Annotated in this window: 25 protein-coding genes; 12 read left to right on the top strand and 13 right to left on the bottom strand. The window is 59.8% G+C overall.

What is annotated here, in order from left to right; translation table 11 throughout:
* Positions 1–67 precede the first annotated feature (67 nt).
* From dbpA to yccS, 3 genes are all read left to right on the top strand, one after another.
* Positions 68–1,405: an ATP-dependent RNA helicase DbpA gene (gene dbpA / locus HX823_RS04750; protein WP_232289440.1), complete on the top strand. Its 1,338-nt coding sequence runs from the start codon at positions 68–70 to the stop codon at positions 1,403–1,405.
* Positions 1,406–1,600: 195 nt separating this feature from the next.
* A complete protein-coding gene (locus tag HX823_RS04755) occupies positions 1,601–2,779 on the top strand; it encodes an NAD(P)/FAD-dependent oxidoreductase (protein ID WP_177074251.1) in 1,179 nt (392 codons plus the stop codon).
* A gap of 105 nt (positions 2,780–2,884) precedes the next feature.
* Positions 2,885–5,068 carry a YccS family putative transporter gene (gene yccS / locus HX823_RS04760; protein WP_177074252.1) on the top strand — a complete coding sequence of 728 codons (2,184 nt, stop codon included), beginning with the start codon at positions 2,885–2,887 and terminating at the stop codon, positions 5,066–5,068.
* Positions 5,069–5,103: 35 nt separating this feature from the next.
* Here the strand turns inward: yccS and HX823_RS04765 are convergent, their stop codons facing one another.
* A complete protein-coding gene (locus HX823_RS04765; RefSeq protein ID WP_038850230.1) occupies positions 5,104–5,841 on the bottom strand; it encodes an ABC transporter substrate-binding protein in 738 nt (245 codons plus the stop codon).
* A 201-nt stretch (positions 5,842–6,042) separates the two neighbouring features.
* Between HX823_RS04765 and HX823_RS04770 the strand changes: the two genes are divergently transcribed.
* Positions 6,043–6,495, top strand: coding sequence for a GNAT family N-acetyltransferase (locus HX823_RS04770; protein ID WP_038850229.1), 453 nt, complete (start codon positions 6,043–6,045; stop codon positions 6,493–6,495).
* A gap of 111 nt (positions 6,496–6,606) precedes the next feature.
* Here HX823_RS04770 and HX823_RS04775 read toward each other — a convergent pair whose 3' ends face one another.
* From HX823_RS04775 to HX823_RS04785, 3 genes are read right to left on the bottom strand one after another with little or no spacing between them, the layout of a single operon-like run.
* Entirely contained in the window at positions 6,607–6,903 is a 297-nt protein-coding gene (locus HX823_RS04775; RefSeq protein WP_038850228.1) for a helix-turn-helix domain-containing protein, read from the bottom strand.
* Between the two features lie 19 nt (positions 6,904–6,922).
* Positions 6,923–7,423 (bottom strand): M48 family metallopeptidase, encoded by a 501-nt coding sequence (locus HX823_RS04780; RefSeq protein ID WP_010207148.1) that lies wholly within the window; start codon positions 7,421–7,423, stop codon positions 6,923–6,925.
* 41 nt (positions 7,424–7,464) lie between these two features.
* Positions 7,465–9,570 (bottom strand): bifunctional diguanylate cyclase/phosphodiesterase, encoded by a 2,106-nt coding sequence (locus tag HX823_RS04785; protein WP_177074253.1) that lies wholly within the window; start codon positions 9,568–9,570, stop codon positions 7,465–7,467.
* A gap of 311 nt (positions 9,571–9,881) precedes the next feature.
* Here HX823_RS04785 and HX823_RS04790 point away from each other — a divergent pair, with 311 nt between their 5' ends.
* Positions 9,882–10,547, top strand: a complete 666-nt coding sequence (locus HX823_RS04790; protein WP_177074254.1) for a polysaccharide lyase family 7 protein — start codon at positions 9,882–9,884, stop codon at positions 10,545–10,547.
* Positions 10,548–10,659: 112 nt separating this feature from the next.
* On the opposite strand, the gene HX823_RS04795 is transcribed toward HX823_RS04790, so the two are convergent.
* Both HX823_RS04795 and HX823_RS04800 read right to left on the bottom strand, forming a co-directional pair.
* Complete coding sequence (locus HX823_RS04795) at positions 10,660–10,995, bottom strand: hypothetical protein (protein ID WP_177074255.1); 336 nt, start codon at positions 10,993–10,995, stop codon at positions 10,660–10,662.
* Positions 10,996–11,189: 194 nt separating this feature from the next.
* Entirely contained in the window at positions 11,190–11,525 is a 336-nt protein-coding gene (locus HX823_RS04800) for a hypothetical protein (RefSeq protein WP_177074256.1), read from the bottom strand.
* Between the two features lie 897 nt (positions 11,526–12,422).
* Here HX823_RS04800 and HX823_RS04805 point away from each other — a divergent pair.
* Positions 12,423–12,716: a fructose-bisphosphate aldolase gene (locus tag HX823_RS04805; RefSeq protein WP_177074257.1), complete on the top strand. Its 294-nt coding sequence runs from the start codon at positions 12,423–12,425 to the stop codon at positions 12,714–12,716.
* Between the two features lie 61 nt (positions 12,717–12,777).
* Here the strand turns inward: HX823_RS04805 and fba are convergent, their stop codons facing one another.
* From fba to tkt, 6 genes are all read right to left on the bottom strand, one after another.
* On the bottom strand, positions 12,778–13,842 hold the full coding sequence (gene fba / locus HX823_RS04810) for a class II fructose-bisphosphate aldolase (protein ID WP_003177554.1): 1,065 nt from the start codon (positions 13,840–13,842) through the stop codon (positions 12,778–12,780).
* Between the two features lie 124 nt (positions 13,843–13,966).
* Complete coding sequence (locus HX823_RS04815; RefSeq protein WP_177074258.1) at positions 13,967–14,302, bottom strand: MliC family protein; 336 nt, start codon at positions 14,300–14,302, stop codon at positions 13,967–13,969.
* A gap of 47 nt (positions 14,303–14,349) precedes the next feature.
* On the bottom strand, positions 14,350–14,577 hold the full coding sequence (locus tag HX823_RS04820; RefSeq protein ID WP_038847714.1) for a hypothetical protein: 228 nt from the start codon (positions 14,575–14,577) through the stop codon (positions 14,350–14,352).
* Between the two features lie 29 nt (positions 14,578–14,606).
* Positions 14,607–15,770 (bottom strand): phosphoglycerate kinase, encoded by a 1,164-nt coding sequence (locus HX823_RS04825; protein ID WP_025857657.1) that lies wholly within the window; start codon positions 15,768–15,770, stop codon positions 14,607–14,609.
* A gap of 17 nt (positions 15,771–15,787) precedes the next feature.
* Positions 15,788–16,843, bottom strand: coding sequence for an erythrose-4-phosphate dehydrogenase (epd, locus tag HX823_RS04830; protein ID WP_016977753.1), 1,056 nt, complete (start codon positions 16,841–16,843; stop codon positions 15,788–15,790).
* 141 nt (positions 16,844–16,984) lie between these two features.
* The gene (gene tkt, locus HX823_RS04835; protein WP_038844678.1) at positions 16,985–18,982 is read right to left on the bottom strand and encodes a transketolase; all 1,998 of its coding nucleotides are present in this window, start codon (positions 18,980–18,982) and stop codon (positions 16,985–16,987) included.
* Positions 18,983–19,241: 259 nt separating this feature from the next.
* On the opposite strand from tkt, the gene HX823_RS04840 reads away from it, so the two are divergent.
* The 5 genes from HX823_RS04840 (at position 19,242) to HX823_RS04860 (ending at position 24,211) form a co-directional block, all read left to right on the top strand.
* Complete coding sequence (locus HX823_RS04840; RefSeq protein ID WP_038844679.1) at positions 19,242–20,237, top strand: metalloregulator ArsR/SmtB family transcription factor; 996 nt, start codon at positions 19,242–19,244, stop codon at positions 20,235–20,237.
* 18 nt (positions 20,238–20,255) lie between these two features.
* On the top strand, positions 20,256–21,446 hold the full coding sequence (gene metK, locus HX823_RS04845; RefSeq protein WP_177074259.1) for a methionine adenosyltransferase: 1,191 nt from the start codon (positions 20,256–20,258) through the stop codon (positions 21,444–21,446).
* Between the two features lie 222 nt (positions 21,447–21,668).
* On the top strand, positions 21,669–22,019 hold the full coding sequence (locus tag HX823_RS04850; protein ID WP_038844680.1) for a DUF1090 family protein: 351 nt from the start codon (positions 21,669–21,671) through the stop codon (positions 22,017–22,019).
* Positions 22,020–22,114: 95 nt separating this feature from the next.
* Complete coding sequence (ligB, locus tag HX823_RS04855; protein ID WP_177074260.1) at positions 22,115–23,779, top strand: NAD-dependent DNA ligase LigB; 1,665 nt, start codon at positions 22,115–22,117, stop codon at positions 23,777–23,779.
* 39 nt (positions 23,780–23,818) lie between these two features.
* Complete coding sequence (locus tag HX823_RS04860) at positions 23,819–24,211, top strand: DUF1090 domain-containing protein (protein WP_177074261.1); 393 nt, start codon at positions 23,819–23,821, stop codon at positions 24,209–24,211.
* A 6-nt stretch (positions 24,212–24,217) separates the two neighbouring features.
* On the opposite strand, the gene HX823_RS04865 is transcribed toward HX823_RS04860, so the two are convergent.
* The gene (locus tag HX823_RS04865; RefSeq protein ID WP_177074262.1) at positions 24,218–24,667 is read right to left on the bottom strand and encodes a cytochrome c; all 450 of its coding nucleotides are present in this window, start codon (positions 24,665–24,667) and stop codon (positions 24,218–24,220) included.
* A gap of 129 nt (positions 24,668–24,796) precedes the next feature.
* Here HX823_RS04865 and HX823_RS04870 point away from each other — a divergent pair, with 129 nt between their 5' ends.
* A complete protein-coding gene (locus HX823_RS04870; protein ID WP_177074263.1) occupies positions 24,797–25,981 on the top strand; it encodes a murein transglycosylase A in 1,185 nt (394 codons plus the stop codon).
* Positions 25,982–26,042: the final 61 nt, after the last annotated feature.

A 26,042-nucleotide genomic window follows, 5' to 3' on the forward strand; every position in this document is an offset into this window, starting at 1 on the left:
GTTTTGCAGAGCCAGTCCCGTGACTACCATCGCCACCGCTTTTAATACTTTGCCCCTGTCCGCCGCCATGCTGGCTAACCTCGACTCGCTGGGTTATGTCGAGATGACGCAGATCCAGGCGCAAAGCTTGCCGGTGATCCTCAAGGGGCTGGACCTGATTGCCCAGGCCAAGACCGGCAGCGGCAAGACCGCCGCCTTCGGCATCGGCCTGTTGAACCCGATCAACCCGCGCTACTTCGGCTGCCAGGCCCTGGTGATGTGCCCGACCCGCGAGCTGGCCGACCAGGTCGCCAAGGAAATCCGCCGCCTGGCGCGTGCCGAAGACAACATCAAGGTGCTGACCCTGTGCGGCGGCGTGTCCCTCGGCCCGCAGATCGCCTCCCTGGAACACGGCGCCCACGTCATCGTCGGCACGCCGGGCCGTATCCAGCAGCACCTGCGCAAAGGTTCGCTGGTCCTCGACGGACTGAACACGCTGATCCTCGATGAAGCTGACCGCATGCTCGACATGGGCTTCTACGACGCCATCGAAGACATCATCAGCAAGACCCCGCCACGCCGCCAGACCCTGCTGTTCTCGGCCACCTACCCGGTGAGCATCAAGCAGTTGGCCTCCAAGTTCATGCGCGCGCCGCAGCAAGTGAAGGCCGAAGCCTTCCACTCCGATGACCAGATCGAGCAGCGTTTCTACGAGATCTCGCCGGAAGAGCGCATGGACGCGGTCACCAAGGTATTGGCGCACTTCCGCCCAGCGTCTTGCGTAGCGTTCTGCTTCACCAAGCAGCAAGTGCAGGAAACCGTGGATCACCTGACGGCCAAGGGCATTTCCGCCGTCGGCCTGCACGGCGACCTGGAACAGCGCGACCGCGACCAGGTGCTGGCCATGTTCGCCAACCGCAGCACCTCAGTGCTGGTTGCCACCGACGTGGCTGCCCGTGGTTTGGACATTGATTCGCTGGACATGGTGATCAACGTCGAACTGGCCCGCGACTCGGAAATCCACATCCACCGCGTCGGCCGTACCGGCCGTGCCGGCGAGACCGGCATTGCGATCAGCCTGGTCGCCCCGTCCGAAGCGCACCGCGCCCAGGCCATCGAGCAACTGCAGAAGTCGCCGCTGAACTGGGACCAACTGGACAACCTCAAGCCGCAAAGCGGTGGCCCGTTGCTGCCACAGATGAGCACCCTGTGCATCGCTGCCGGCCGCAAGGACAAAGTTCGCCCAGGCGATATCCTTGGCGCACTGACCGGTGAAGCCGGTATTCCGGGTGCCCAGGTGGGCAAGATCGCGATTTTTGACTTCCAGGCCTTCGTGGCCGTGGAACGTGGCATCGCCAAGCAGGCGTTGCAGCGTTTGAACGACGGCAAGATCAAAGGCCGTTCGTTGCGCGTGCGGATCCTGTAAAGCACTCAAGCCATACACAGATCAAAATGTGGGAGCGGGCTTGTTGTGGTGAGCGGGCTTGCCCCGCGCTGGGTTGCGAAGCAGCCCCAAATTATTGGGAGCGCTACGCACTCCAGCGCGGGGCAAGCCCGCTCACCACAACAGCCCCTCTCACATTCAATTGCATTTCAGATCAAGTTTTGTGAGGACACCGTTTTGCGCTCGACCGAAGTTGTGATCATTGGCGCCGGCGCCGCAGGCTTGATGTGCGCACTGACCGCCGCCGGGCGTGGGCGCAAAGTGATGTTGATCGACCATGCGAACAAGGCCGGCAAGAAGATCCTCATGTCCGGCGGTGGCCGCTGCAATTTCACCAATATGTACACCGAGCCTGCCAACTTCCTCTCGCACAATGCGCACTTCTGCAAATCCGCCCTGGCGCGTTATACCCAGTGGGATTTCATCGGGCTGGTGGCCAAGCACGGCGTGCCATATCACGAGAAGAAGCTCGGCCAGCTGTTCTGCGACAACAAGTCCAGCGACATCCTCGGCATGCTCTTGGACGAGTGCATCCAGGTCGGCGTGAGCCTGCACCTGGACACCTCGATCCAGGAAATCGCCAAGCTCGACAGCGGCTACCAGTTGCAGACCACCTTGGGCGAGCTGCGCTGCGAATCCCTGGTGATCGCCACCGGTGGCCTGTCGATTCCAACGTTGGGCGCCACCGGCTTTGGTTATCAGGTGGCCAAGCAATTTGGCCACGAACTGCTGCCGACTCGCGCCGGGCTGGTACCGTTCACCATCACCGATCAGCTCAAAGACTTGTGTGGCGAGCTGTCTGGCACCTCGGTGGATTGCCTGGTGAGCTGCAACGGCCAGAGCTTTCGCGAGAACATCCTGTTCACTCATCGCGGCCTGAGTGGGCCGGCGATCCTGCAGATTTCTTCGTACTGGGAATCCGGCGACACGGTGGAAATCAACCTGCTGCCCGACCACGACGCCCACGAGTGGCTGCAAGCGCAACAGGCCGAACGCCCCAACAGCGAGCTGAAAACCCTGCTGGGCGAGATCTTCACCAAGAAGATGGCCAACCTGCTGGCGGACACCTGGTTTGCGTCCAAGCCGATGAAGCAGTACACCCACGCCGAAATTGCGGACATCGCGCAAAAACTCGGCAGCTGGCAATTGGTGCCCGCGGGTACTGAGGGTTATCGCACGGCGGAAGTCACACTGGGTGGTGTGGACACACGGGAAGTGTCGTCCAAGACCATGGAATCCCTGAAAAGCCCCGGACTGTACTTTATCGGTGAAGTGCTGGATGTGACCGGCCACCTGGGCGGCTTCAACTTCCAGTGGGCCTGGGCTTCGGGTTACGCGGCGGCGCAGTACGCCTGATCGGCGCAGTGGATTAAATTTTGCTGTTGGATGTGATCGCCACGCTTGCCGTGGCGTCCTTGATAGCTCAATTTAGCGGCATCGTCCCGGAAGACTCCAGACTTCATGTCATCGACCTCGTTCAAGCAGTCCATGCGGCGCCTGTGGGCGCTGGATAAATTCAGTTACAGCATCCGGGTGTTCATCGCCCTCACCGGCAGCATGGCGCTGTGCTGGTATCAGGATGAAATGACGCTGCTGATCCCGTTGTTCCTGGGGATTATCGCCAGCGCCCTGGCCGAGACCGATGACAGTTGGCAAGGCCGTCTAAACGCCCTGGCGGTGACGCTGGTGTGTTTCAGTATCGCCGCGCTGTCGGTGGAGCTGCTGTTCCCTTATCCGTGGATCTTCGCGATCTCCCTGGCCCTGGCCACCTTCTGCCTGACCATGCTCGGCGCCTTGGGCGAGCGCTATGGCGCGATCGCATCGGCGACGCTGATCCTGTCGGTGTACACCATGATCGGCGTGGACCAGCGCGGTGGCGCGGTCTCGGACTTCTGGCATGAGCCGCTGCTGCTGGTGGCCGGTGCCGCCTGGTACGGCGCGTTGTCGGTACTGTGGCAGGCGTTGTTTTCCAACCAGCCGGTGCAACAGAGCCTGGCGCGGTTGTTTCGCGAACTGGGGCGCTACCTCAAGCTCAAGTCATCGTTGTTCGAACCGATCCGCCAGCTGGATGTGGAAGCGCGTCGCCTGGAACTGGCCCAGCAAAATGGGCGGGTGGTGGCCGCGCTGAATGCCGCGAAGGAAATCATCCTGCATCGCGTGGGCAATGGCCGCCCCGGCTCGAAAGTCAGCCGCTACCTCAAGCTGTACTTCCTCGCCCAAGACATCCATGAGCGCGCCAGCTCATCCCACTATCCCTACAACGCATTGGCCGAAGCCTTCTTCCACAGTGACGTGCTGTTCCGCTGCCAACGCCTGCTGCGCCAGCAGGGCAAGGCCTGCCAGACCCTGGCCGAGTCGATCCAGCTGCGCCAGCCGTTCATCTATGACGACAGTTTTGCCGAGGCCCTGGGCGACCTGAACGCCTCCCTGGAACACCTGCGCATCCAGAGCAACCCAGCCTGGCGCGGCCTGCTGCGCTCGTTGCGCGCGCTGGCGGCCAACCTGTCGACGCTGGACCGCCTGCTGGGCGACGCCAGCAACCCCGACAGCCTGGCGGACGCCACCGACAGCAACCTGCTGGACCGCGCCCCGCGCAACCTCAAGGAAATGTGGACGCGCCTGCGCACGCAGATGACGCCCACATCACTGTTGTTCCGTCACGCGCTGCGCCTGTCCCTGGCGCTGACGGTCGGCTACGGCATGTTGCATGCGATCCACGCGTCCCAGGGCTACTGGATCATCCTCACCACGTTGTTCGTGTGCCAGCCCAACTACGGCGCCACCCGGCGCAAGCTCGGCCAGCGGATCATCGGCACCGCTATCGGCCTTACCGTGGCCTGGGCCTTGTTCGACCTGTTCCCGAGCCCGCTGGTGCAGTCGATGTTCGCCATCGCCGCCGGCCTGGTGTTCTTTATCAACCGCACCACCCGCTACACCCTGGCCACCGCCGCCATCACGTTGATGGTGCTGTTCTGCTTCAACCAGGTGGGTGACGGCTACGGCCTGTTCCTGCCGCGTCTGTTCGATACCTTGCTCGGCAGCTTGATTGCGGGCCTGGCGGTGTTCCTGTTCCTGCCGGACTGGCAAGGCCGCCGCTTGAACAAGGTGTTGGCCAACACCCTGACCTGCAACAGCATCTACCTGCGCCAGATCATGCAGCAGTACGCCGCCGGCAAAAGCGACGACCTGGCCTACCGTCTGGCCCGGCGCAATGCACACAACGCCGATGCGGCGCTGTCGACCACCCTGGCGAATATGCTGATGGAACCGGGGCACTTCCGTAAGGAGGCGGATGTGGGCTTCCGCTTCCTGGTGCTGTCGCACACGTTGCTCAGCTACTTGTCAGGCCTCGGCGCACACCGCGAAACCCAATTGCCGGCCGAGGTGCGTGAGCATCTGATCGATGGCGCGGGGAATACGTTGGCAGCGAGTATTGATGAAATCGCCACGGGGTTGGCCAACAAGCAGCCGATTGCGATTCAGAGCGATGCCGAGGAGGCGTTGGCAGCCGACCTGGAACAGATGCCGGATGAGATCGACGAGGGGCAAAGGTTGGTGCAGACGCAACTGGCTTTGATTTGCCGGCAGTTGGGGCCGTTGCGCACACTAGCCGCGCACCTGATCAAAGACACCAGCGCGGCTTGACCTGTGGTGAGCGGGCTTGCCACAAGAGGCACCCACTACATGCCGTGCTGCTTCATCAACCGCGCATAACTCCCATCCGCCTTCATCTTGGCAATCTCCCGGTCAAAGCTGGCGACGATCTGTTCATGCTCGGGGTTCTTCAAGCTCACCAAGATATGCAGGCTGTTTTCACTCAAAGGCTTGGGTAAAAACTCCACCGCATTGCGCACTCGCGCCGACTCGCGGGAGAGGTAATAACGCGCCACATATTCATCCTCCACGGTCAGCCGCACCCGCTGCGCCGCAAGCATGCGCACGGCCATGGCGAAGTTATGCACCGGCACTTTCTGCAACTGCGCATCGCCATCGAACGCCGCCGAATAGGCATACCCGCGCACCACGGCGATGGGGTAGTCGTGCAGTTGCTCAAGGTTCTGGAATGCAATGGGATCGTCACGCCGCTTGATGAAACGCACGCGGTTGAGCAGGTATTCGCCGGAAAACTGCCCCAGCTGCGTGCGCGCATCGTCGTACCAGGCGTTCACCAACACGTCATAACGCCCGTCGCCCACCCCCATTAATGCCCGGGCCCAGGGCACCTGTTCGAAATCACTGACATAACCCGCGCGGGCCAGGGCGGTGCTGACAATATCGGTGGCCAGCCCGCCATTGATCAAAGTGGCGTCAGTAAACGGCGGCCAGGCATCCGCTACCAGACGCAGACGCTGTGCGAAGGCCGGCTGGGCCAGCAACAACACTCCAATCAAAGCAACGGCACGAGAGAATCGCGGCATGCTCAAAGTCCTTGGCAGGCAGGCGGTAGCCTTAGCTCAGGCGAGGCCTGAGGTTCTAACAGTAGCTCAGATTACACAAAGAAACCGGCGCCGAACGCACTCAATGATGGCAATTTGATTTCACTCACAAAAATAGTCGATTTAGACACAAACGGCTGCCGCGCTTACTATCCGCAGCAGACATCTACAAGAGAACACGCCATGACCGTTGAATGGGTTTGCAAGCACCACGATGACCTGGGCAAGGAGCAGCTCTACGCCATCCTGCGCCTGCGCAACGAGGTTTTTGTTGTCGAGCAGAAATGCGTTTATCAGGACCTCGACGGACAGGATCTGTCGGGCGACACCCACCATCTGATGGCCTGGCAGGATGACCAGTTGGTTGCCTACCTGCGCCTGCTGGACCCAGAAACCCAAGGTGGTGACGTGGTAATCGGCCGCGTGATTGTGGCGCCGGTAGCGCGTGGCACCGGGCTGGGGCATCGGATGATGGAAGAAACCCTCAAGCGGATTGACGATATCTGGCCACAGACGCCGATCTTCCTGTCAGCCCAGGCGCATTTGCAGGGTTACTACGGGCGTTACGGGTTTGTGGTGGCGGGTGAGGAATATTTGGAAGATGACATTCCACATATTGGTATGCGGCGCGCTTGAGGGCCTCTTCGCGAGCAAGCCCGCACATTTGACCGGGTACTACCTTTGTAATGCGGTCGAATGTGGGAGCGGGCTTGCTCGCGAAAGCGTCAGCCCAGCCACCGAAGGACCTCAGGGATACCCCAACACCTGCTTGATCACCGCCAGATTCTCCTCGATCCAAACCCGATCGATCGCCCCCCAGCTGCGAATCCGATAGTGCCCCGCATGGTTACGCGCACCGTCTTCCTGCTCGAACTCACACACAATGTCCAAGTCGGCCAACGCCGCTATCGTGTCCTGCGCCGTGCGCCGAGGCATGCCGGTGGCGTCGGTCAATGCTGGAACGCTGCTGGCCTGGCCGCTGTCGATCAAGTAGGCCACGTACAGGCGGCGGTAAAAGCTGCTCTTGGTCTTGCTCACATCCATGGTCGGTCGCCTTGTGCGGTCAGGGTTTGCCCTGCAGGTCGCGGTACGTGAGGTAGACGCGCAGGTCGAATTCCACCTGATGGTAGCCCGGCATCATGTACTCACAGAGTTTGTAGAACGCTTTGTTGTGGTCCGATTCCTTGAAGTGCGCCAGCTCGTGGACCACGATCATGCGCAGAAACTCCGGCGCGGCCTCCTTGAACAGCGCGGCAATGCGAATCTCTTTCTTGGATTTAAGGTTGCCGCCCTGCACCCGCGAAATCGTGGTGTGCAGGCCGAGTGCGCGGTGGGTCAGGTCCAGGCGGTTATCGAACAGCACCTTGTCGATGGCCGGTGCATTGCGCAGGTGCTCCTGCTTCAAGGCCAGGGCGTAGGCGTACAGGGCCTTGTCGCTCTGCACAGCGTGGCGTTCGGGGTAACGTTGCTCCAGGTAAGCACCCAACTGGTCCTTGGCGATCAGCTGGCGCACTTGTTCCTGGAGGGCGGCGGGATAGGCCTGTAGGTATTTCAGCGCGGTCATGGGGTCTGCAACAGGTTCGGATGGCCGCCAGTGTAACGAATTCAGCCCAGGCGAGCGCGGCACCAGTCGGTCACTTCCTCGGCCATCAACGGCTGGGCTGCCAGCGGGCCTTGGATAAACGGGCAACCGTTGGCCTTGAGCCATTGGGCTTGCTCCTGGGTTTCGACGCCCTCCGCCACCACCACAACCTCAAAATGTCCGCACAGTTCGATAATGCTGCGCGCCATCACCGCGTCCCGCGCGGAACCCGGCAGGCGCGCGACCAATTGCGGGTCGAGCTTGAGCGTATCGAACGCCAGGTCGCGCAGATGCGCCAGGGAGCAATTGCCCAAGCCAAAGTCATCCAGCGCGGTGCGCACGCCGATCTGGCGCAACAACTTGAGCTGCTTGGTCGACTCTTCGAGGTTACTCATCAGGCAGTCTTCGCTGATTTCGACCTCCAACTGCCGCCCCTGCAACCCATGTCGCTCCAGTACCTGCTGCAGTTGGCTGGCCAGGTTGGGCATATTGAACTGGTTGCTGCTCAGGCTCACGCTCAGCACCAGTTCATCATCAAAGGTGGTTTGCCACGCCTGGCGCTGCGCGGCGACCTGTTGGTAAATCCAGGTGCTGAGCTGGCTGATCAACCGCGCCTCTTCCAACAACGGCAGAAACAGCCCCGGCGGCACATCGCCAACACTCGGGTGCTGCCAGCGCAACAGCGCTTCGACGCCGCGCAGGCGCCCGTCCTCCAGAGAAACTTGAGGCTGATAGACCAGGGTGAAATCCTTGTTCTGGATCGCCGTGCGCACACTGTCTTCCAGCATCAGCCGAGAGCGGGCGCGGCCGTTCATTTCCTGGTCGTAATAGCGATATTGCTGACGGCCCGCACGCTTGGCTTCGTACATGGCAATGTCTGCGGCGCGTAGCAGGCCATTCAAATCCGAACCACAATCCGGGAACGTGGCGATGCCGATGCTGACACCGAGCATCACATCCAGGCCCTCTATCTGCTGGCAGATCGATACGCGTTCGATCAGTTTTTCTGCAATCTTCGCCGCCTGCTCGGGATACTCCAGCTCCAGCAGCGCGGTAAATTCGTCGCCGCCCATGCGTCCGAGGATGTCGCCGGCCTGCAGGCAACCCTGCAATTGTTCCGACACCCAGCGCAGTACCCGGTCGCCAGCGTCATGCCCCAGGGAATCGTTGACCCGCTTGAAGCCATCCAGGTCCAGGTACAGCAACACCAGCGACTGCTCAGTGCGTTCACTGCGCAGCAAGGTGTTCTCAACTGCCTGGTAGAAACCGCGCCGGTTGAGCAGCCCGGTCAAGGGGTCCGTAACGGCCTGGAATTCCAGTTGCTGGTGCAGGTGACGCACCTCGGACATGTCCAGCACCGTCACCACCATCGCCTTCTGCTCCGCAGGCAACGGCGCGCACGACAACGCCACCGGCACCTGCTGACCACGGCTGGTACGCAGGATCGCATCATGCAGGCGCCAGGTCTCGCCCTGGCGGTAAGCGGCATACATCAACGAGTCCAGCCATGTCGGCACATGGGGTTTTTGCAGGAAACCCAGGAATTCCTCGCCTTGCAGCTCGTTCAGGGTGGCATTGAGCAAACGCGAGATCGCCGGGTTGGCGTACTCGATCACGCCGCCTTGGCCCACCACCAGAATGCCTTCGGCGGCATTGTCCAGCACCGAGGCGTTGAAGGCACGGGCGGACTCCAGGTCATGACTCAAGCGCTGCAAGGCTCGGCGGTTGCGCTGGTGCTCCAGCAATGCCTGGACCTTGGGCTTGAGAATATGCGGGTCGAAGGGTTTGAACAGGTAATCGATAGCGCCGCTGGCGTAGCCTTCCAGCACGGCGGCGGGGGATTGGGCGTTGGCACTGAGGAAGATGATCGGGGTCATCCGTGTGCGCTGGCTGCCGCGCATCAGGCGGGCCACTTCGAAGCCGTCCATGCCGGGCATTTTCACGTCCAGCAGCACCAGGTCGACGTCATGCTGCAGCAACAATTCCAGGGCTTCCAGGCCAGACGCCGCCGTGATGACCTGCCAGTCTTCACGCTGCAGGAGCGCACGCATGCTGAGCAGATTCTCCGGGTAGTCATCAACCACCAGAAGAACCGAACTGCCATCGCCGTGATGTGGAGCGCATTCCATGCTACGTCTCTTCCTTGGGAGCCATTCCGGTCAATTCTGACAGAAAACCCGGACAAACTCTGAGGCCTCACTCTAGCCCCGGTTCCGAAAAATCAGAAGTAATGGCGGTGCCATCATTGCGCCAATTTTCAGGAAGCCGACTAACGGTCAATGCCTGGAGCCCACGGATCATGGGAAACATGGCTTTTTGACACTTCCTTGACGCCAATAAATTGCCAGCAAACGTTTAACAAGACGGTTAACACCACCTATAAAGAACCTGTCTGGCCCAAGGGCCTTAGCCTACACCCCTCTGTAAAAAGGCCTACGCCATGATTGACCTATCTACTTGGAACCTCAGCATCCCTGTCGGCTCCCCGCCCGCGACCATCGAAACTCCCAGGCTGATGAGCGGCTTCAACGACCAGTATTTCCAGGCCGAAGGCAGCAACGTGCAATTCTGGACCCCCGTGACCGGCACCCGCACTGAAAACGCCGTGTACCCGCGCAGTGAATTGCGTGAGACCTATGCCGATGGACGCCTGCGTAACTGGACCTACCCGGATGCGGACAACTTCCTGCGCGCCACGTTAGAGGTCAACCAAGTGCCGTCCAGCGGCAAGATCGTGATTGGGCAGATCCATGCCTATGACAGCCAGAAACCACTGATCAAACTGGAGTATCAGTTCAAGGAAAAAACCCAGACCGGCAACATCGTCGCCAAGGTGCGCATGCGCCCGGATGATGGTGAAGGGCGGGTGATCATCGTGGCCTCGAATGTGCCGCTGGAGAAGAGCTTTACCTATGTGATCAACCTCAATAAGGCCGGGCTGCTGAGTGTGTATGCGGCGGATGGGGAGTGGAATGAACGTATTGGTGCGGCGTGGGGGGCGAAGCCGCTGTATTTCAAGGCGGGGGCTTATGTGCAGGACAACAGTGGGGATAGCAAGGAAGGGGCGCGGGTGACGTTTGCGAAGTTAGATATTGATCATGAATAAAAGCGTGAAACCGCAGTAACTAAAACGACTCAACATCCTGAAGACGCGCCAGCCGTAAACGCCCGCCACAAAACTTAGAGAGCGGGCGAATTACTGCACTATACAAACCACATCATCCGTCAACAATCTCATCTTTATTCTTGTTAAAAACGATAGGATGAATTTCCTGATCATAAATATCAGAAACAGTCCCATACAGCCGATTAAAGGTCTTATCATCCGACCTCAAATTGCATTTATCAAAAACCATATTAAGATAAATCGTGCTTGCCTCACCGTACCATTGTAACCAGCCAGAAGATAAGCTATGCCCTAAAAACCTCCCCTTACCAAAGAGCCCAACAATCTTTCCGCCATCATGATCGACTGACTGTATTCCCAGCGTATAATAAGTGCCGTTGACAGGCTCACTAAAATAAGTACCCTGCAAATTGGGAACATCTTTCATAGCAGACACCTCATTTGGATTAAATTCAAAAACCACATAACCAAGCAATCAATATCACTTAGCTACTTATATAGAGCGACCGCTCGTTCTTCCTAGGGATAAGGCAATCGCAACAACCAACGAGAAAAATTCAAACTCCTATAAAATATTGCCACAGGAGTTAGTTCATCAACACCAACATTCATAACTCTAATCTAGCTCCTATTGAAAACCACATGAGTAGTTGAACCACTCTGCTTACTGTGAAACTGACCAGATAATCTCTTATAATTCTGATCTTTTGATAAAAGTATAAAACTTATATCGCCATCGAACTCAAAGGTAAGGGTAGACTCATTGCTAGCCTCAAGCCTGTGATAACCAGAACTTCCCAAAGGATTTGCTGGCGCGTGGTTCTTCCCCCACAGCCCCTCAATATGACCGCTATCATAATCAGCAAAAGTAATCAAAATAGTATAAAAGTCGCCCTGTGCAGTATTTTCTGAAAGGTAGCCTCCCTGCAAAGCAGGATTTTGCTTTCCATTCGACATAGTTAAACCCTCAAATTTGAACTAGCAGGATGCTCGAACAACTCAAACAATACCAATTAGAAAAAAAGTAACCTGTAAGAAATGACAGTTATTATTACTTCTTGAAATAACACTTATAACAATACACTTTTCGTTGGCGGCCGAATCTATCTGTACAATTTTTTGCTGTTACGCTGTCACTCCACTACAAGAACGTAGAAGCTCAATTCCCCAATGAGTTTGAGAGGGGAGTAGGTACTGATCAGGATCAGCGCTTGACGAGCAACGCAGCTGTTATGGAGTCGGCTCCACCGTAGGCCCAAATCCAGTGGATAAGACACAAAGAAGATACAAAGCGGACAGATTTATTTAACATATTTAACACCGCCCCCTTACCCTCTTCAGCAAGGAAGGGCCACGGGTGACGTTTGAGAAATTAGATATTGATCACGACTGAGCATCGCTCACTATCGTGTAGGCCTTGTCCGAACGAGCCAGAGATCAATCACCTTTTTGAACACGCCAATGATCCCTGTGGGAGCCGGGCTTGCCCGCGATGGCGGTGTATCAGGCAACAGATTCTGTGACTGGCCCACCGCCATCGCGGGCAAGCCCGGCTCCCACAGGGGTACGGCGTCCTACAGGGCCGTTGCGGTGAGCCAGGGCCACGCTTATAGTTCGCCCCGTCGCCGGCATTGAACGGCGATAGGGTTTCGCAGCCCTTCAGAGTTAAAACCACAACCGTTAAAGCAGCCCCGGTATTCTTGCCGACGGCCGTCTTTGTTATGGCGGTTGTGCGTGGGAGACCTTCGGGTCTGCCGGGTCTTAACTCCTCGGTCTGCGAACCCGCGCACAGCTGCCACCCTATTTGTTTCGCAGCAAACGGTGGCTATTCTTCTCTTGAGTTAAGGATTTGCCGTGAAGAACCAACTACCGCCCCGCCGTTTCTACCCGTGCACCGAAAACGCTACCGACAACCCTGTCCTACTGATCGACAGCGACGCCCCACTACCCGACCTCCACGCCTGCCTGCGCGAACGCCTCAACGCCGCCCTCGAACACCTCAACCTGATGGCCTGCACCAGCCTGCCGGACTTTGCCGAGCGCGACCTGAACAATGTGACGAACACGGCGCGCATTCTGGTGCAGGACGTCAGTGATGTGTTTCGCGTGATCGAACACCTTGGTTTTGATACGCCCAACGTCGCCTGATCAAATTCCGGGAAAAAAGAAGCCCGCATCACTGCGGGCTTCTTTTTTTGACACCGAAGGCTTAATTCACCTTAGCGTTCAACTCACCTTTCAAATAACGCTGGTACATCGCTTCCAACGAGATCGGTTTGATCTTCGAAGCATTACCAGCAGTGCCGAAGGCTTCGTAGCGAGCAATACATACATCACGCATAGCGGTAACGGTCGCGCCGAAGAACTTACGCGGGTCAAACTCGCTCGGGTTGGTAGCCATCAGGCGACGCATCGCACCGGTGGACGCCAGACGCAGGTCGGTGTCGATGTTGACCTTGCGCACGCCGTACTTGATGCCTTCGACGATTTCTTCAACCGGTACGCCGTAGGTTTCTTTGATGTCGCCGCCGTACTGGTTGATGATCGCCAGCCACTCTTGCGGCACCGAGGAAGAACCGTGCATCACCAGGTGGGTGTTGGGGATGCGTTTGTGGATTTCCTTGATGCGGTCGATGGCCAGTACGTCGCCGGTAGGTGGCTTGGTGAACTTGTAAGCGCCGTGGCTGGTGCCGATGGCGATGGCCAGGGCGTCAACTTGGGTCTTTTTCACGAAGTCAGCGGCTTCTTCCGGATCGGTCAGCATCTGGCTGTGATCCAGCACGCCTTCAGCGCCGATGCCGTCTTCTTCGCCGGCCATGCCGGTTTCCAGGGAACCCAGGCAGCCCAGTTCGCCTTCAACCGATACGCCGCAGGCGTGGGCCATGGCCACGGTTTGTTGGGTGACGCGTACGTTGTACTCGTAGTCGGTCGGGGTCTTGCCGTCTTCGCCGAGGGAACCGTCCATCATCACCGAGCTGAAGCCCAGTTGGATGGAGCGCTGGCACACGTCAGGGCTGGTGCCGTGGTCCTGGTGCATGCACACCGGGATGTGCGGGAATTCTTCGATTGCGGCGAGGATCAGGTGACGCAGGAACGGTGCACCGGCGTATTTGCGGGCACCGGCCGAAGCCTGGACGATCACTGGGGAGTCGGTCTTGTCAGCGGCTTCCATGATGGCGCGCATCTGCTCAAGGTTGTTGACGTTAAAGGCTGGGACGCCGTAGCCGAACTCGGCTGCGTGGTCCAGCATTTGACGCATGCTGATAAGTGCCATTGTGTTGTCTCTCCCGGTCGAGGGTCGTTAATCGTGCAAGCCTGCCGTAGCGGCGGCTGCTATTCAAGTTATTGCAGGTCAGGGTTTGCATGCCTGGCCTGCTGAATCGTTATTGCTGTCAGGCTTACTGCGCTTTGCAGCCGCGCCCGATCAAATCATCGGTGGCAACCCAGTAAATCAGGCCTTCCTCACCTTTTGTGTGAAACGCCAATTGGTCGTTGGCATACAGCACGCCCGAGGCGGCGACGTCCTGTTTCAAGCGGTAAACCTGGTCGGAGCCGCCGAGGCGCACATCGACTTCAGATTTAGCCGGGTTGGCAAAGCGCCAGTTGACCTCAGCCTTGCTGTCGCAGGTCCAGGTGGTCCACTTGTCGGCAGTTTCTGCCTTGTTGCTGAACATGTTCATGCTGGTGCAGCCGGCCAACAGGGCCAGGGCTGCCAGGGCGAAAACGCCTTTCATTGCCAATCCTCGTGAGGCGACCGATGGCCGCCAGTTGATCAGACCCGTCAAGGGCAACCCTGTTCCTGACCGTTGGGCGCGGCGTCGTATTTCTCCAGCCGTTCGTTGCCGATGCGCTTGTTGATCACCGGCATGGTCTCGGCTTGCCAGTCCGCCTGGTAGCAGCTCTTTTTTTGCTGCGCTGCAGGCTTGCCAGCGTCCGGCGCTGCGTTTGGCGTGCTGCCGCAGCCGGCCAACAGGCCCGCTGCGATCACCATTGCCAACGACTTGATCATGGGAACACTCCTTTTCCGGATCACGAGCCTCAGCCTTTGGCTCGGGTTTCCAGCACTTCTACGGCGGGCAGTACTTTGCCTTCGACGAATTCGAGGAACGCGCCGCCACCGGTAGAAATGTAGGAGATTTGGTCAGCAACGCCATATTTATCGATGGCCGCCAGGGTGTCGCCACCGCCAGCAATCGAGAATGCCGAGCTTTCAGCGATGGCTTTGGCCAGCACTTTAGTGCCGTTGCCGAACTGGTCGAATTCGAAAACACCGACCGGACCGTTCCACAGGATGGTCTGCGAAGCTTTCAGCAGTTCGGCGAAGTTGGCTGCGGTTTGCGGGCCGATATCCAGGATCATGTCGTCAGCGGCCACATCAGCGATCAGCTTGACGGTGGCTTCGGCGCTTTCGGCAAATTCCTTGGCGACCACCACGTCGACCGGCAATGGCACGCTGACCTTGGCGGCGATGGCGCGGGCGGTGTCCAGCAGGTCCGGCTCGTACAGGGACTTGCCCACCGGGTGACCGGCTGCGGCCAGGAAGGTGTTGGCGATGCCGCCGCCAACGATCAGTTGGTTGCAGATCTGGCTCAGGCTGTTGAGCACGTCCAGCTTGGTGGACACCTTGGAGCCAGCCACGATGGCCGCCATTGGCTGGGCCGGAGCGCCCAACGCCTTGCCCAGTGCGTCCAGTTCAGCGGCCAGCAATGGGCCGGCAGCGGCAACCTTGGCGAACTTGGCCACGCCGTGGGTCGAGCCTTCGGCGCGGTGAGCGGTGCCGAACGCGTCCATCACGAACACGTCGCACAGCGCCGCATATTGCTGGGCCAGTTCGTCGCTGTTCTTTTTCTCGCCCTTGTTGAAGCGCACGTTTTCGAACAGCACGATGTCGCCGGCTTTAACGTCAACGCCACCCAGGTAATCAGCCACCAGCGGCACGTCACGGCCCAGGGCTTTGCTGAGGTAATCGGCAACAGGCTTGAGGCTGTTTTCGGCGGAGAACTCACCTTCGGTCGGACGACCCAGGTGGGAGCAGACCATCACGGCCGCGCCTTTTTCCAGGGCCAGCTTGATGGTCGGCAGCGAGGCCAGGATTCGCGCATCGCTGGTGACAACACCGTCCTTGACTGGGACGTTGAGGTCTTCGCGGATCAGTACGCGCTTACCTTGCAGATCGAGGTCGGTCATCTTCAACACGGTCATGGGTCGCAGTTCCTGAATTACTGTTGAGGTTGTTTAGAGGCGATGTGCAGATAATGTTCCGCAACATCCAGCATGCGGTTGGCAAAACCCCATTCGTTGTCGAACCAGGCCAGGATATTTACCAGCCTTGGGCCGGAAACGCGGGTCTGGCTGGCATCGACAATCGCCGAATGCGGGTCGTGGTTGAAATCACAACTGGCGTGGGGCAATTCGGTGTAGGCCAAAAGGCCCTTGAGCGGACCGCTGGTGGCGGCGTCGCGCAGGATCCGGTTGACCTCCGTCGCATCAGTGTCGCTGACGGTCTGCATGGTGATGTCCAAACAGGACACGTTCACCGTCGGCACCCGTACGGCTTTGGCCTGGATTCGCCCGGCAAGTTCCGGCAGCAGTCGCTCGATGCCGCGCGCCAGGCCGGTGGACACCGGAATCACTGACTGGAACGCCGAGCGCGTACGGCGCAGGTCTTCGTGGTGATAGGCGTCGATCACCGGCTGGTCGTTCATTGCCGAGTGAATCGTGGTGATCGACACGTAGTCCAAGCCGATTGCCTGATCCAGCAAGCGCAACAGCGGCACGCTGCAGTTGGTGGTGCAGGACGCGTTGGACACCAGCAGCTCATCGCCGGTCAGGCAATCCTGGTTGATGCCGTAGACGATGGTGGCGTCGACATCCGCTTCGCTGGCCATCGGCTGGGAAAACAGCACACGCGGTGCACCGGCGTCGAGGAAACGCTGGCCATCGGCACGGGTGTGATAGACACCGGAACATTCCAGCACCAGGTCGACGCCCAGTGCTTTCCAGTCGATGCCTTCGGGGGTGGCACTGCGCAGGACCTGCACGCAGTTGCCATTAATGTGCAGACAATCGCCTTCGACCCGCACTTCGCCTGGAAAGCGGCCGTGGGTGGAGTCAAAGCGTGTCAGGTATTCGATGCTGGCCATGTCAGCCAGATCATTGATCGCGACAATTTCAAACCCGGCCGCCGCCCCTCGCTCGAACAGAGCACGCAAGACGCAACGACCAATGCGGCCGTAGCCGTTGAGTGCAACTTTGTAGGGACGCGGTTGAGGCATGGGGTTCTCGATTACCTTGGGTAAAGGGGTGACTGTCAGACCGCTTTCGCGAGCAAGCCCGCTCCCACATTTAGACCGCGATCTAATGTGGGAGCGGGCTTGCTCGCGAAGGCGTCAGTACAACCACCCCAATTTACAGCCTTAGTCTTCCAGCAGCTCTTCAGCCTGACCCAGGATGTTTTCCAGGGTGAAACCGAACTCTTCGAACAACGCTGGCGCCGGCGCCGACTCACCGTAGGTGGTCATGCCGATCACGCGGCCTTCCAGGCCCACATACTTGTACCAGTAGTCGGCATGCGCCGCCTCGATGGCGATACGCGCGCTGACCTGCAACGGCAGCACCGACTGCTTGTAGCCGGCGTCCTGGGCTTCGAACACGCTGGTGCACGGCATGGACACAACACGTACGTTGCGGCCTTGGGCAGTCAGCTTGTCGTACGCCTGAACAGTCAGGCCCACTTCGGAACCGGTGGAGATCAGGATCAGCTCCGGCTCGCCGATGCAGTCCTTGAGCACGTAGCCGCCACGGCTGATGTCGGCGATCTGCGCGTCGGTACGCACTTGGTGCTGCAGGTTCTGACGCGAGAAGATCAGCGCCGAAGGGCCGTCCTTACGCTCGATGGCGTGTTTCCAGGCCACGGCGGATTCCACCGCATCGGCAGGGCGCCAGCAATCCAGGTTCGGCGTGGTACGCAGGCTGGTCAGTTGCTCGACCGGCTGGTGCGTTGGGCCGTCTTCACCCAAACCAATGGAGTCGTGGGTGTACACGTGGATCACGCGCTTCTTCATCAGCGCGGCCATGCGCACGGCGTTGCGGGCGTATTCCATGAACATCAGGAAGGTCGCGCCGTAAGGCACCAGGCCACCGTGCAGGGACACGCCGTTCATGATGGCGCTCATGCCGAACTCACGTACGCCGTAGTACATGTAGTTGCCGCTGGCGTCTTCAGCCGACACGCCTTTGCAGCCTTTCCACAGGGTCAGGTTGGAACCGGCCAGGTCGGCCGAACCGCCGAGGATCTCAGGCAGCAGCGGGCCAAAGGCGTTCAGGGTGTTCTGGCTGGCTTTACGGCTGGCGATGGTCTCGCCCTTGGCCGCGACTTCGGCGATGTAGGCCGAGGCTTTTTCCGAGAAGTCGGCAGGCAGGTCACCGGCGAGGCGGCGTACCAGCTCGTTGGCCAACTCAGGGAACTCGGCAGAGTAGGCCGCGAAACGCTGGTCCCACTCGGCTTCGGCCGCCAGGCCTTTTTCCTTGGCATCCCATTCGGCGTAGATGTCGGCCGGGATTTCGAACGGGCCGTGGTTCCACTTCAGGGCTTCACGGGTCAGGGCGATTTCCGCGTCACCCAGTGGGGCGCCGTGGCAGTCTTCTTTGCCCTGCTTGTTCGGCGAACCGAAACCGATGGTGGTCTTGCAGCAGATCAGGGTCGGCTGCGCGCTCTTGCGGGCGGTGTCGATGGCGGTCTTGATCTCTTCCGGATCGTGGCCGTCGACGTTGCGGATCACCTGCCAGTTGTAGGCTTCGAAACGCTTCGGGGTGTCATCGGTGAACCAGCCTTCGACTTCGCCGTCGATGGAGATGCCGTTGTCATCGTAGAAGGCGATCAGCTTGCCCAGGCCCAGGGTGCCGGCCAGGGAAGCGACTTCGTGGGAAATGCCTTCCATCATGCAGCCATCACCCAGGAACACATAGGTGTGGTGATCGACGATGTTGTGGCCGGTGCGGTTGAACTGCGCACCCAGGACTTTTTCAGCCAGCGCGAAGCCAACAGCGTTGGCCAGGCCTTGGCCAAGGGGACCGGTGGTGGTCTCCACGCCAGGGGTGTAGCCGAATTCCGGGTGGCCCGGGGTACGGCTGTGCAGTTGACGGAAGCTTTTCAGGTCATCGATGGTGACGTCGTAGCCGGTCAGGTGCAGCAGCGAGTAGATCAGCATCGAGCCATGGCCGTTGGACAGCACGAAGCGGTCACGGTCGGCGAACGACGGGTTGCTCGGGTTGTGTTTCAGGTAGTCACGCCAAAGTACCTCGGCGATATCCGCCATGCCCATCGGGGCACCGGGATGGCCGCTGTTGGCTTTTTGCACGGCATCCATGCTGAGGGCACGAATGGCGTTGGCACGCTCACGACGGCTGGGCATCGCTGATCTCCTGGGGTTTGCTGAAAAGAAACGGAAAAAAGGACCGGCATTTTCCCTCAGCCACCGCCTGCGGGCAATGACAGATAGTCACTTGAGGACGTTTTTCCTGTGCTTTGGGCATCAATCCCTTGCAGAAACCTTTAACCGATTCGTCTAAAGGTTATAGCGGCGGCTTATAACCGCCACTTATCGATCAATATCAAAACTTTTTGATATTGCCCTTGCGATGCATTCCCCCCGTCACTAGACTGCTGGCCTTATGAATCTACCCATGCCCTCACTGCGCCCCGACGACGGCGATGAACTGGCAGCCTTGTGCAAGGCCGCTGGCGATCCGTTGCGTTTGAACGTGTTGCGCGCACTGGCCAACGATTCCTTCGGCGTACTGGAACTGGCGCAGATATTTGCCATCGGCCAGTCCGGCATGAGCCACCACTTGAAGGTGCTGGCCCAGGCCGACCTGGTGGCGACTCGCCGTGAAGGCAACGCAATTTTCTACCGCCGCGCCCTGCCCCATACCGAACTGCTGGGCGGCAAGCTGCACGCGGCCTTGCTCGAAGAGGTGGATAACCTGAACCTGCCGGGCGACGTACAGTCGCGTATCGGCCAGGTCCATGGGCAACGCGCTGCCGCGAGCCAGGATTTTTTCGCACGGGTTGCCGAGAAGTTTCGCGCCCAGCAGGACCTGATCGCGGGCCTCCCTCAATACCGCGACAGCGTATTGGCGCTGCTCGACAAGCTGAGCTTCAGTGAAGAGGCCACGGCACTGGAAGTCGGCCCAGGCGACGGCGGTTTCCTGCCGGAACTGGCGCGGCGCTTCCAGCAAGTCACCGCGCTGGACAACAGCCCGGCGATGCTCGAACTGGCCCGCCAGCTGTGTGAGCGCGAGTCGCTGGGCAATGTCAGCCTGCAGTTGGCGGACGCGCTGAACAACACAACGTTAAAGGCCGACTGCGTGGTGCTGAACATGGTCTTGCACCATTTCGCCGCCCCCGCCGACGCCCTCAAGCAAATGGCCGGGCTGCTGCACCCCGGCGGTAGCCTGTTGGTTACGGATTTATGCAGCCACAACCAGAATTGGGCCAGGGAGGCCTGCGGTGATCTCTGGTTGGGTTTTGAACAGGATGATCTGGCCCGTTGGGCCACCGCTGCGGGACTCGTTCCCGGGGAAAGCCTCTATGTAGGTTTACGTAATGGTTTCCAGATCCAGGTCCGCCATTTTCAGCGGCCGGCTGGCGACACTCACCATCGGTAAAATCAGGAAAACATCGAGATGAGCGAATACTCCCTTTTCACCTCCGAGTCCGTGTCTGAAGGGCATCCGGACAAAATCGCCGACCAGATTTCCGACGCGGTGCTGGACGCGATCATTGCTGAAGACAAGTTCGCCCGTGTGGCGTGCGAGACTCTGGTGAAAACCGGTGTAGCGATCATCGCCGGCGAAGTGACCACCACCGCCTGGGTTGACCTGGAGCAGATCGTTCGTGACGTGATCACCGACATCGGCTACATCAGCTCCGACGTCGGCTTCGACGGCGCGACCTGCGGCGTCATGAACATCATCGGCAAGCAATCCCCGGACATCAACCAGGGTGTCGACCGTGCCAAGCCTGAAGATCAGGGCGCCGGCGACCAGGGCCTGATGTTCGGCTATGCCAGCAACGAAACCGACGTGCTGATGCCTGCGCCGATCACCTTCTCGCACCAGTTGGTGCAGCGTCAGGCCGAAGCGCGTAAATCCGGCTTGCTGCCGTGGCTGCGTCCGGACGCCAAGTCCCAGGTGACCTGCCGTTATGAAGGCGGCAAGGTTGTGGGCATCGACGCTGTCGTGCTGTCGACCCAGCACAACCCGGACGTGTCCTACGCCGACCTGCGCGAAGGCGTGATGGAGCTGATCGTCAAACACGTGCTGCCGGCCGAACTGCTGAGCAAAGACACTCAGTTTCACATCAACCCGACTGGCCAGTTCATCATCGGCGGCCCGGTGGGCGACTGTGGCCTGACCGGTCGCAAGATCATCGTCGACAGCTACGGCGGCATGGCCCGTCACGGCGGTGGCGCGTTCTCCGGTAAAGATCCATCCAAGGTTGACCGTTCGGCGGCCTACGCCGGTCGTTACGTGGCCAAGAACATCGTCGCGGCCGGCCTGGCCGAGCGTTGCGAGATCCAGGTTTCCTACGCCATTGGTGTGGCCCAGCCTACGTCGATCTCGCTGAATACCTTCGGCACCGGCAAGATCAGCGATGACAAGATCGTGAAGCTGGTGCGTGAGATTTTCGACCTGCGCCCGTACGCAATCACCACCATGCTCGACTTGCTGCACCCGATGTACCAGGAAACCGCAGCCTACGGCCACTTCGGTCGTACCCCTGCGCAGAAGACCGTCGGCGACGACACCTTCACCACCTTTACCTGGGAAAAAACCGACCGCGCCAACGACCTGCGGACCGCCGCCGGCCTGTAATCGCTCTCGGTACACAAAAGCCCTGCCGGGTTCATCCGGCGGGGCTTTTTATTGCCGCTCGGATGGCGCGACGACCTTCACAGTTTTTGGATCCAAAGCTTGCAGGCCCAATGATGGCCCCTTAGAATCCGCGCCCTCTCGGGCCCTTCACCTTATTTGGATATTGCCCTGCGCCAGCCCGGGATTCATCAGCGCGCAGGCAATCGAACATTGAGGTTTTTCATGCGCATTTCCACGCTCGCCCCTTCCGCCCTGCTGCTCAGCCTGTTCGCCCTGCCGGTAAACGCCGCCGACCTGAGCGCACTGAGCGGCGCCCTGAGCGCCCAACTGGGTGGTGGCAACTCCGGCGACTGCCAGAAACAAGCCGCAGATCTGCAAACCAAGATCGATGCCGCCGAAGCACAGAAAGACACCTTGAAAGTGAAGGCCTTCAAAGCCGCGCAAGACCAGATCAACAAAGGTTGTGACAAACTTTCTGAAGCCCAGGCCAAAGCCGACGCCAAGCAGCAAACACAGGAGGCCAAGGCCGATAAGCCCGACGCCGTGAAAGCCCTGGGCGGCCTGTTCAAGTAAATAGAAACACCCCGTAAAAAGCCCCGCAGCGTCGGGGCTTTTTTGTGGCTGAGAGGATCATTTAGGCTGGGCGCCCTTTCCGGGCAAGGATGCTCATGATGCCTTTACTGATAGCACTTGTACTCAGCCTTTTACCTCTTAGTGGGTGGGCCGAAGAATGCCCAGACGCCGCCCGCGCACAGGTCAACACCCTGGCCGAACAGATACGCCTCTGGGACGACAGCTACCATCGCCTCAACCAATCCCCCGTCAGCGATGAACTCTATGACCAGGCACGCCAGCGCCTGGCCCACTGGCGCCAATGCTTCCCCGAAGCCACCACGAAACCCGACAAGCCACTGGCGAGTTCACGCGGCACCCGGCCTCATCCCATTGCCCATACAGGTCTTGAGAAACTGCAGGATGAACAGGCCGTCGGCGCCTGGCTGCGAACACGCGAAGATGTCTGGATTCAGCCCAAGGTGGATGGCGTGGCGGTGACCCTGATCTATCAAAAAGGTCGCCTGCGACAAGTCATCAGCCGGGGCGATGGCCTCATGGGCCACGACTGGTCCGCCTCCGCACGCAAGATCCCTGGCATTGTCCAACAGTTGCCGGACCCCATCGACCTGGTGCTGCAAGGTGAACTCTATTGGCGGCTCGACGGCCATGTGCAATCGGCTAACGGCGGGCTTAATGCCCGCAGCAAAGTGGCCGGCCTGATGAACCGCCTGCAACTGAGCGACACCGATGCCAGCGGCATTGGCCTGTTTGTCTGGGCATGGCCCAAGGGGCCAGCTTCCTTTACCGAGCGCCTGGCCACACTGGCGCGCTGGGGCTTCACCGACAGTCGTCGCTTCAGCCAACCCATCCGTGACATCGCCGAAGCCACGCACTGGCGCGCCTATTGGTACAACCACCCACTGCCATTCGCAAGCGACGGGGTGGTGGTGCACCAGGCTCAGCGCGCGCCCGCCGAACGCTGGCAAGCCAGCGAACCCTATTGGGCGGCGGCCTGGAAGTACCCGGCAGGCAAGGCCCTGGCACTGGTGCGCAGTGTGCAATTCAAGATCGGCCGCACCGGACGCATAACCCCGATGCTGGAGCTGGAGCCCGTGCGGCTGGACGACCGACAGATCAGCCGGGTGAGCACCGGTTCGCTGAAGCGTTGGCAAGCGCTGGATATCCGCCCTGGCGACCAGATATCCATCAGCCTGGCCGGCCAGGTGATTCCTCGACTGGACGAAGTCATCCTGCGAAACACCCACAGGGCAGACCTGAAAGTGCCTGACCCACGGGACTTCCATGCCTTGAGCTGCTGGCAACTGGACCCCGGCTGCGAAGAGCAGTTACTCGCGCGCCTCACCTGGCTGAGCAGCAATCAAGGCCTTGCGTTACCCCATATAGGTCGCGAAACCTGGAACGTATTGATCCAGGCCGGTCTAATCGCAGGCTTTCTCGATTGGTTAACCCTGGATGCGGCAGAGCTTGCTAACATTGAGGGCTTCGGTGACCGCAGCCGCGCACGTGTGCTCGAAAGCCTCGACAGCGCGCGGCAACGGTCCTTTGCCCAATGGCTCAAAGCCTTGGGTGTACCGCCTGCGGCACGCAACAACCTGGAAGGCGACTGGCAGACGCTGGTCGCCAGAGACACCCAGGCCTGGCTGGCCATCGATGGCATCGGCCCGGGCCGCGCGGCGCAATTGAGCGCTTTTTTCCGCGACCCGCAAGTACAGGCCTTGGCAGACACATTACGCGTGGCCGGCATCGACGGGTTCTGAACCCAAGCCGACCACCAGATTGCGACCTTGGAGCCCCACATGAAATTTCTAGCCCCCGTTGCCCTGACCGTTGCAACTTTCATGACCACACCGTTGCTGGCCGCCGAACAAGCACCACAGCTCACCGGCTGCGCCGCCAAGCGCCAAGCCATCAGCACCCAGATCGAACAGGCCAAGGCCGCCGGCAACAGTGCGCAACAAGCGGGTCTGGAAAAAGCCCTGAGCGAAGTCACCGCCAACTGCACCGACGCGTCCTTGAAGAAGGAGCGGGAAAACAAGGTGCTCGATGCCAAGCATGAAGTCAGCCGCCGTCAGGCCGACCTCGACAAGGCCATGAAAAAAGGCGATGCGGACAAGATCAACAAACGCAAAGACAAACTCGCCGAGTCCCGCAAAGAACTGCAGGACGCCGTGGAAGAACTCGACCAGTAAAACCGGTCAGTGGTCCCGAAACTGTTTATGGCAGGCGCTGCAGGCATCTTCGACTTTCTGCACCGCCGGCCCCAGGTTGCTGGCCTTGTAAGGCTGCACTTGGCTGATGGTTACCAATTCACCGGTGGCCGCTTCAAGATCACGGGCCAGTTGCTGGAATTGCGCCTGCTTCTGCCAGACATCGTCCTTGGCGCTGGTGTGATCTTCCTCGCGCACGCTCGGGAAATGCTTCCACGGCTCATGGGACAACGTATCCAGCTTGACCGCGCCTTCGGCAAATTTAGCGCCGTCGAAGGGGATGCGCCCGCGCAGCATGCCGCCCAGGTCTTCGCCGGTCTTGAGCATCTGCTTGAAGATCGCCTTGCGCTGGCCCAGCGGCGAATTGGGATCTACGCCGCCACAGGCGGACAGCGTCAGGCAGGCCAGCAATACAACGGTCAGTCTTTTAAAAGTCATGGTGGCTTCGAGGTCACGGGAAACGGCGGCCAGTATCCTCGCCCCGCCCGTAAAGACCAATAGCCCTATTAATAATAAGGGTTGCCCAATAGCGCTGCGGCGTGGGCAATCGCTTCAGGAACTGTTTGTATGAATGTCACGTTGAAACCCTGGAGCCGCCACCTGGCGTGGGCTCTGCCGATGATCGCGCTGCTGGCTGGCTGCGATGCGGGCAAAGAAACAGCCAAAGATGAAACACCCAAGCCCCACGCCGTCGCCACTTATGTCAATGCGCCGTGGGAAGCGTTACCGGCGGTGTCCGACAGCGACTTGCTGGCCGGATTTGAGTCATGGCGCAGCGCCTGCCAACGCCTCAAGGCGGACCCGATCTGGGGTGCGACGTGCGCAGCCGCTGCGACCGTGCCCGCCAATGCTACGGCGGTGCGGGGCTTCCTCAAGGAGCGCCTGGATGTGTTCGGCCTGCGCTCTGCCGACAACACGCCCAACGGCTTGATCACCGGCTATTACGAACCGGTCTACCCCGGCAGCCTGACCAAAACCGCCAAAGCCAACGTGCCGGTATACGGCGTGCCGGACGACCTGATCATCGTCAACCTGGAAAGTATCTACCCCGAACTCAAGGGCAAGCGCCTGCGCGGTCGCCTGGAAGGTCGTGTGCTCAAGCCTTACGACGATGCCAGCGCTATCAACGGCCAGGGCTCCACGGCCAAACCGATTGCCTGGCTGACGGACCCGATGGACCTGCAGTTCCTGCAAATCCAGGGCTCGGGGCGCATCCAACTGGCTGGCGGGCGCCAACTGCGCGTCGGTTATGGCGACCAGAACGGCTACCCCTATCGTCCTATCGGCCGCTGGCTGGTGGAACAAGGCGAATTGAAGAAAGAAGAGGTGACCATGGGCGCCATCAGCGCCTGGGCCAAGGCGCACCCGCAGCGCATACCGGAACTGCTGGCGAGCAACCCCAGCTATGTGTTCTTCAGCGCGCGCCCCGACAGCAATGAAGGCCCGCGCGGTTCCTTGAACGTGCCATTGACCGCTGGCTACAGCGTGGCGGTGGATCGCAAGGTGATTCCGTTGGGCAGTCTGTTATGGCTGTCGACCACCAAGCCGGATGGTTCGCCGATCGCACGGCCCGTCGCCGCACAGGACACCGGCGGCGCAATCACGGGTGAAGTGCGCGCGGATCTGTTCTGGGGCACCGGCGATGCGGCGGGTGAGTTGGCTGGGAATATGAAGCAGCAGGGGCAGATCTGGATGTTGTGGCCCAAGGGTGCAGCGTTGCCACAGGTGCCGGATGCGCCTGCGGGGAGCTAAAGTCGCTCTGCCCAACTCAATGTATTGGGGTGAGCGGGCTTACTGTAGTGAGCGGGCTTGC

The organism is Pseudomonas sp. P7759 (assembly GCF_013386445.1).
Taxonomy (GTDB): Bacteria; Pseudomonadota; Gammaproteobacteria; order Pseudomonadales; family Pseudomonadaceae; genus Aquipseudomonas; species Aquipseudomonas azotoformans_A.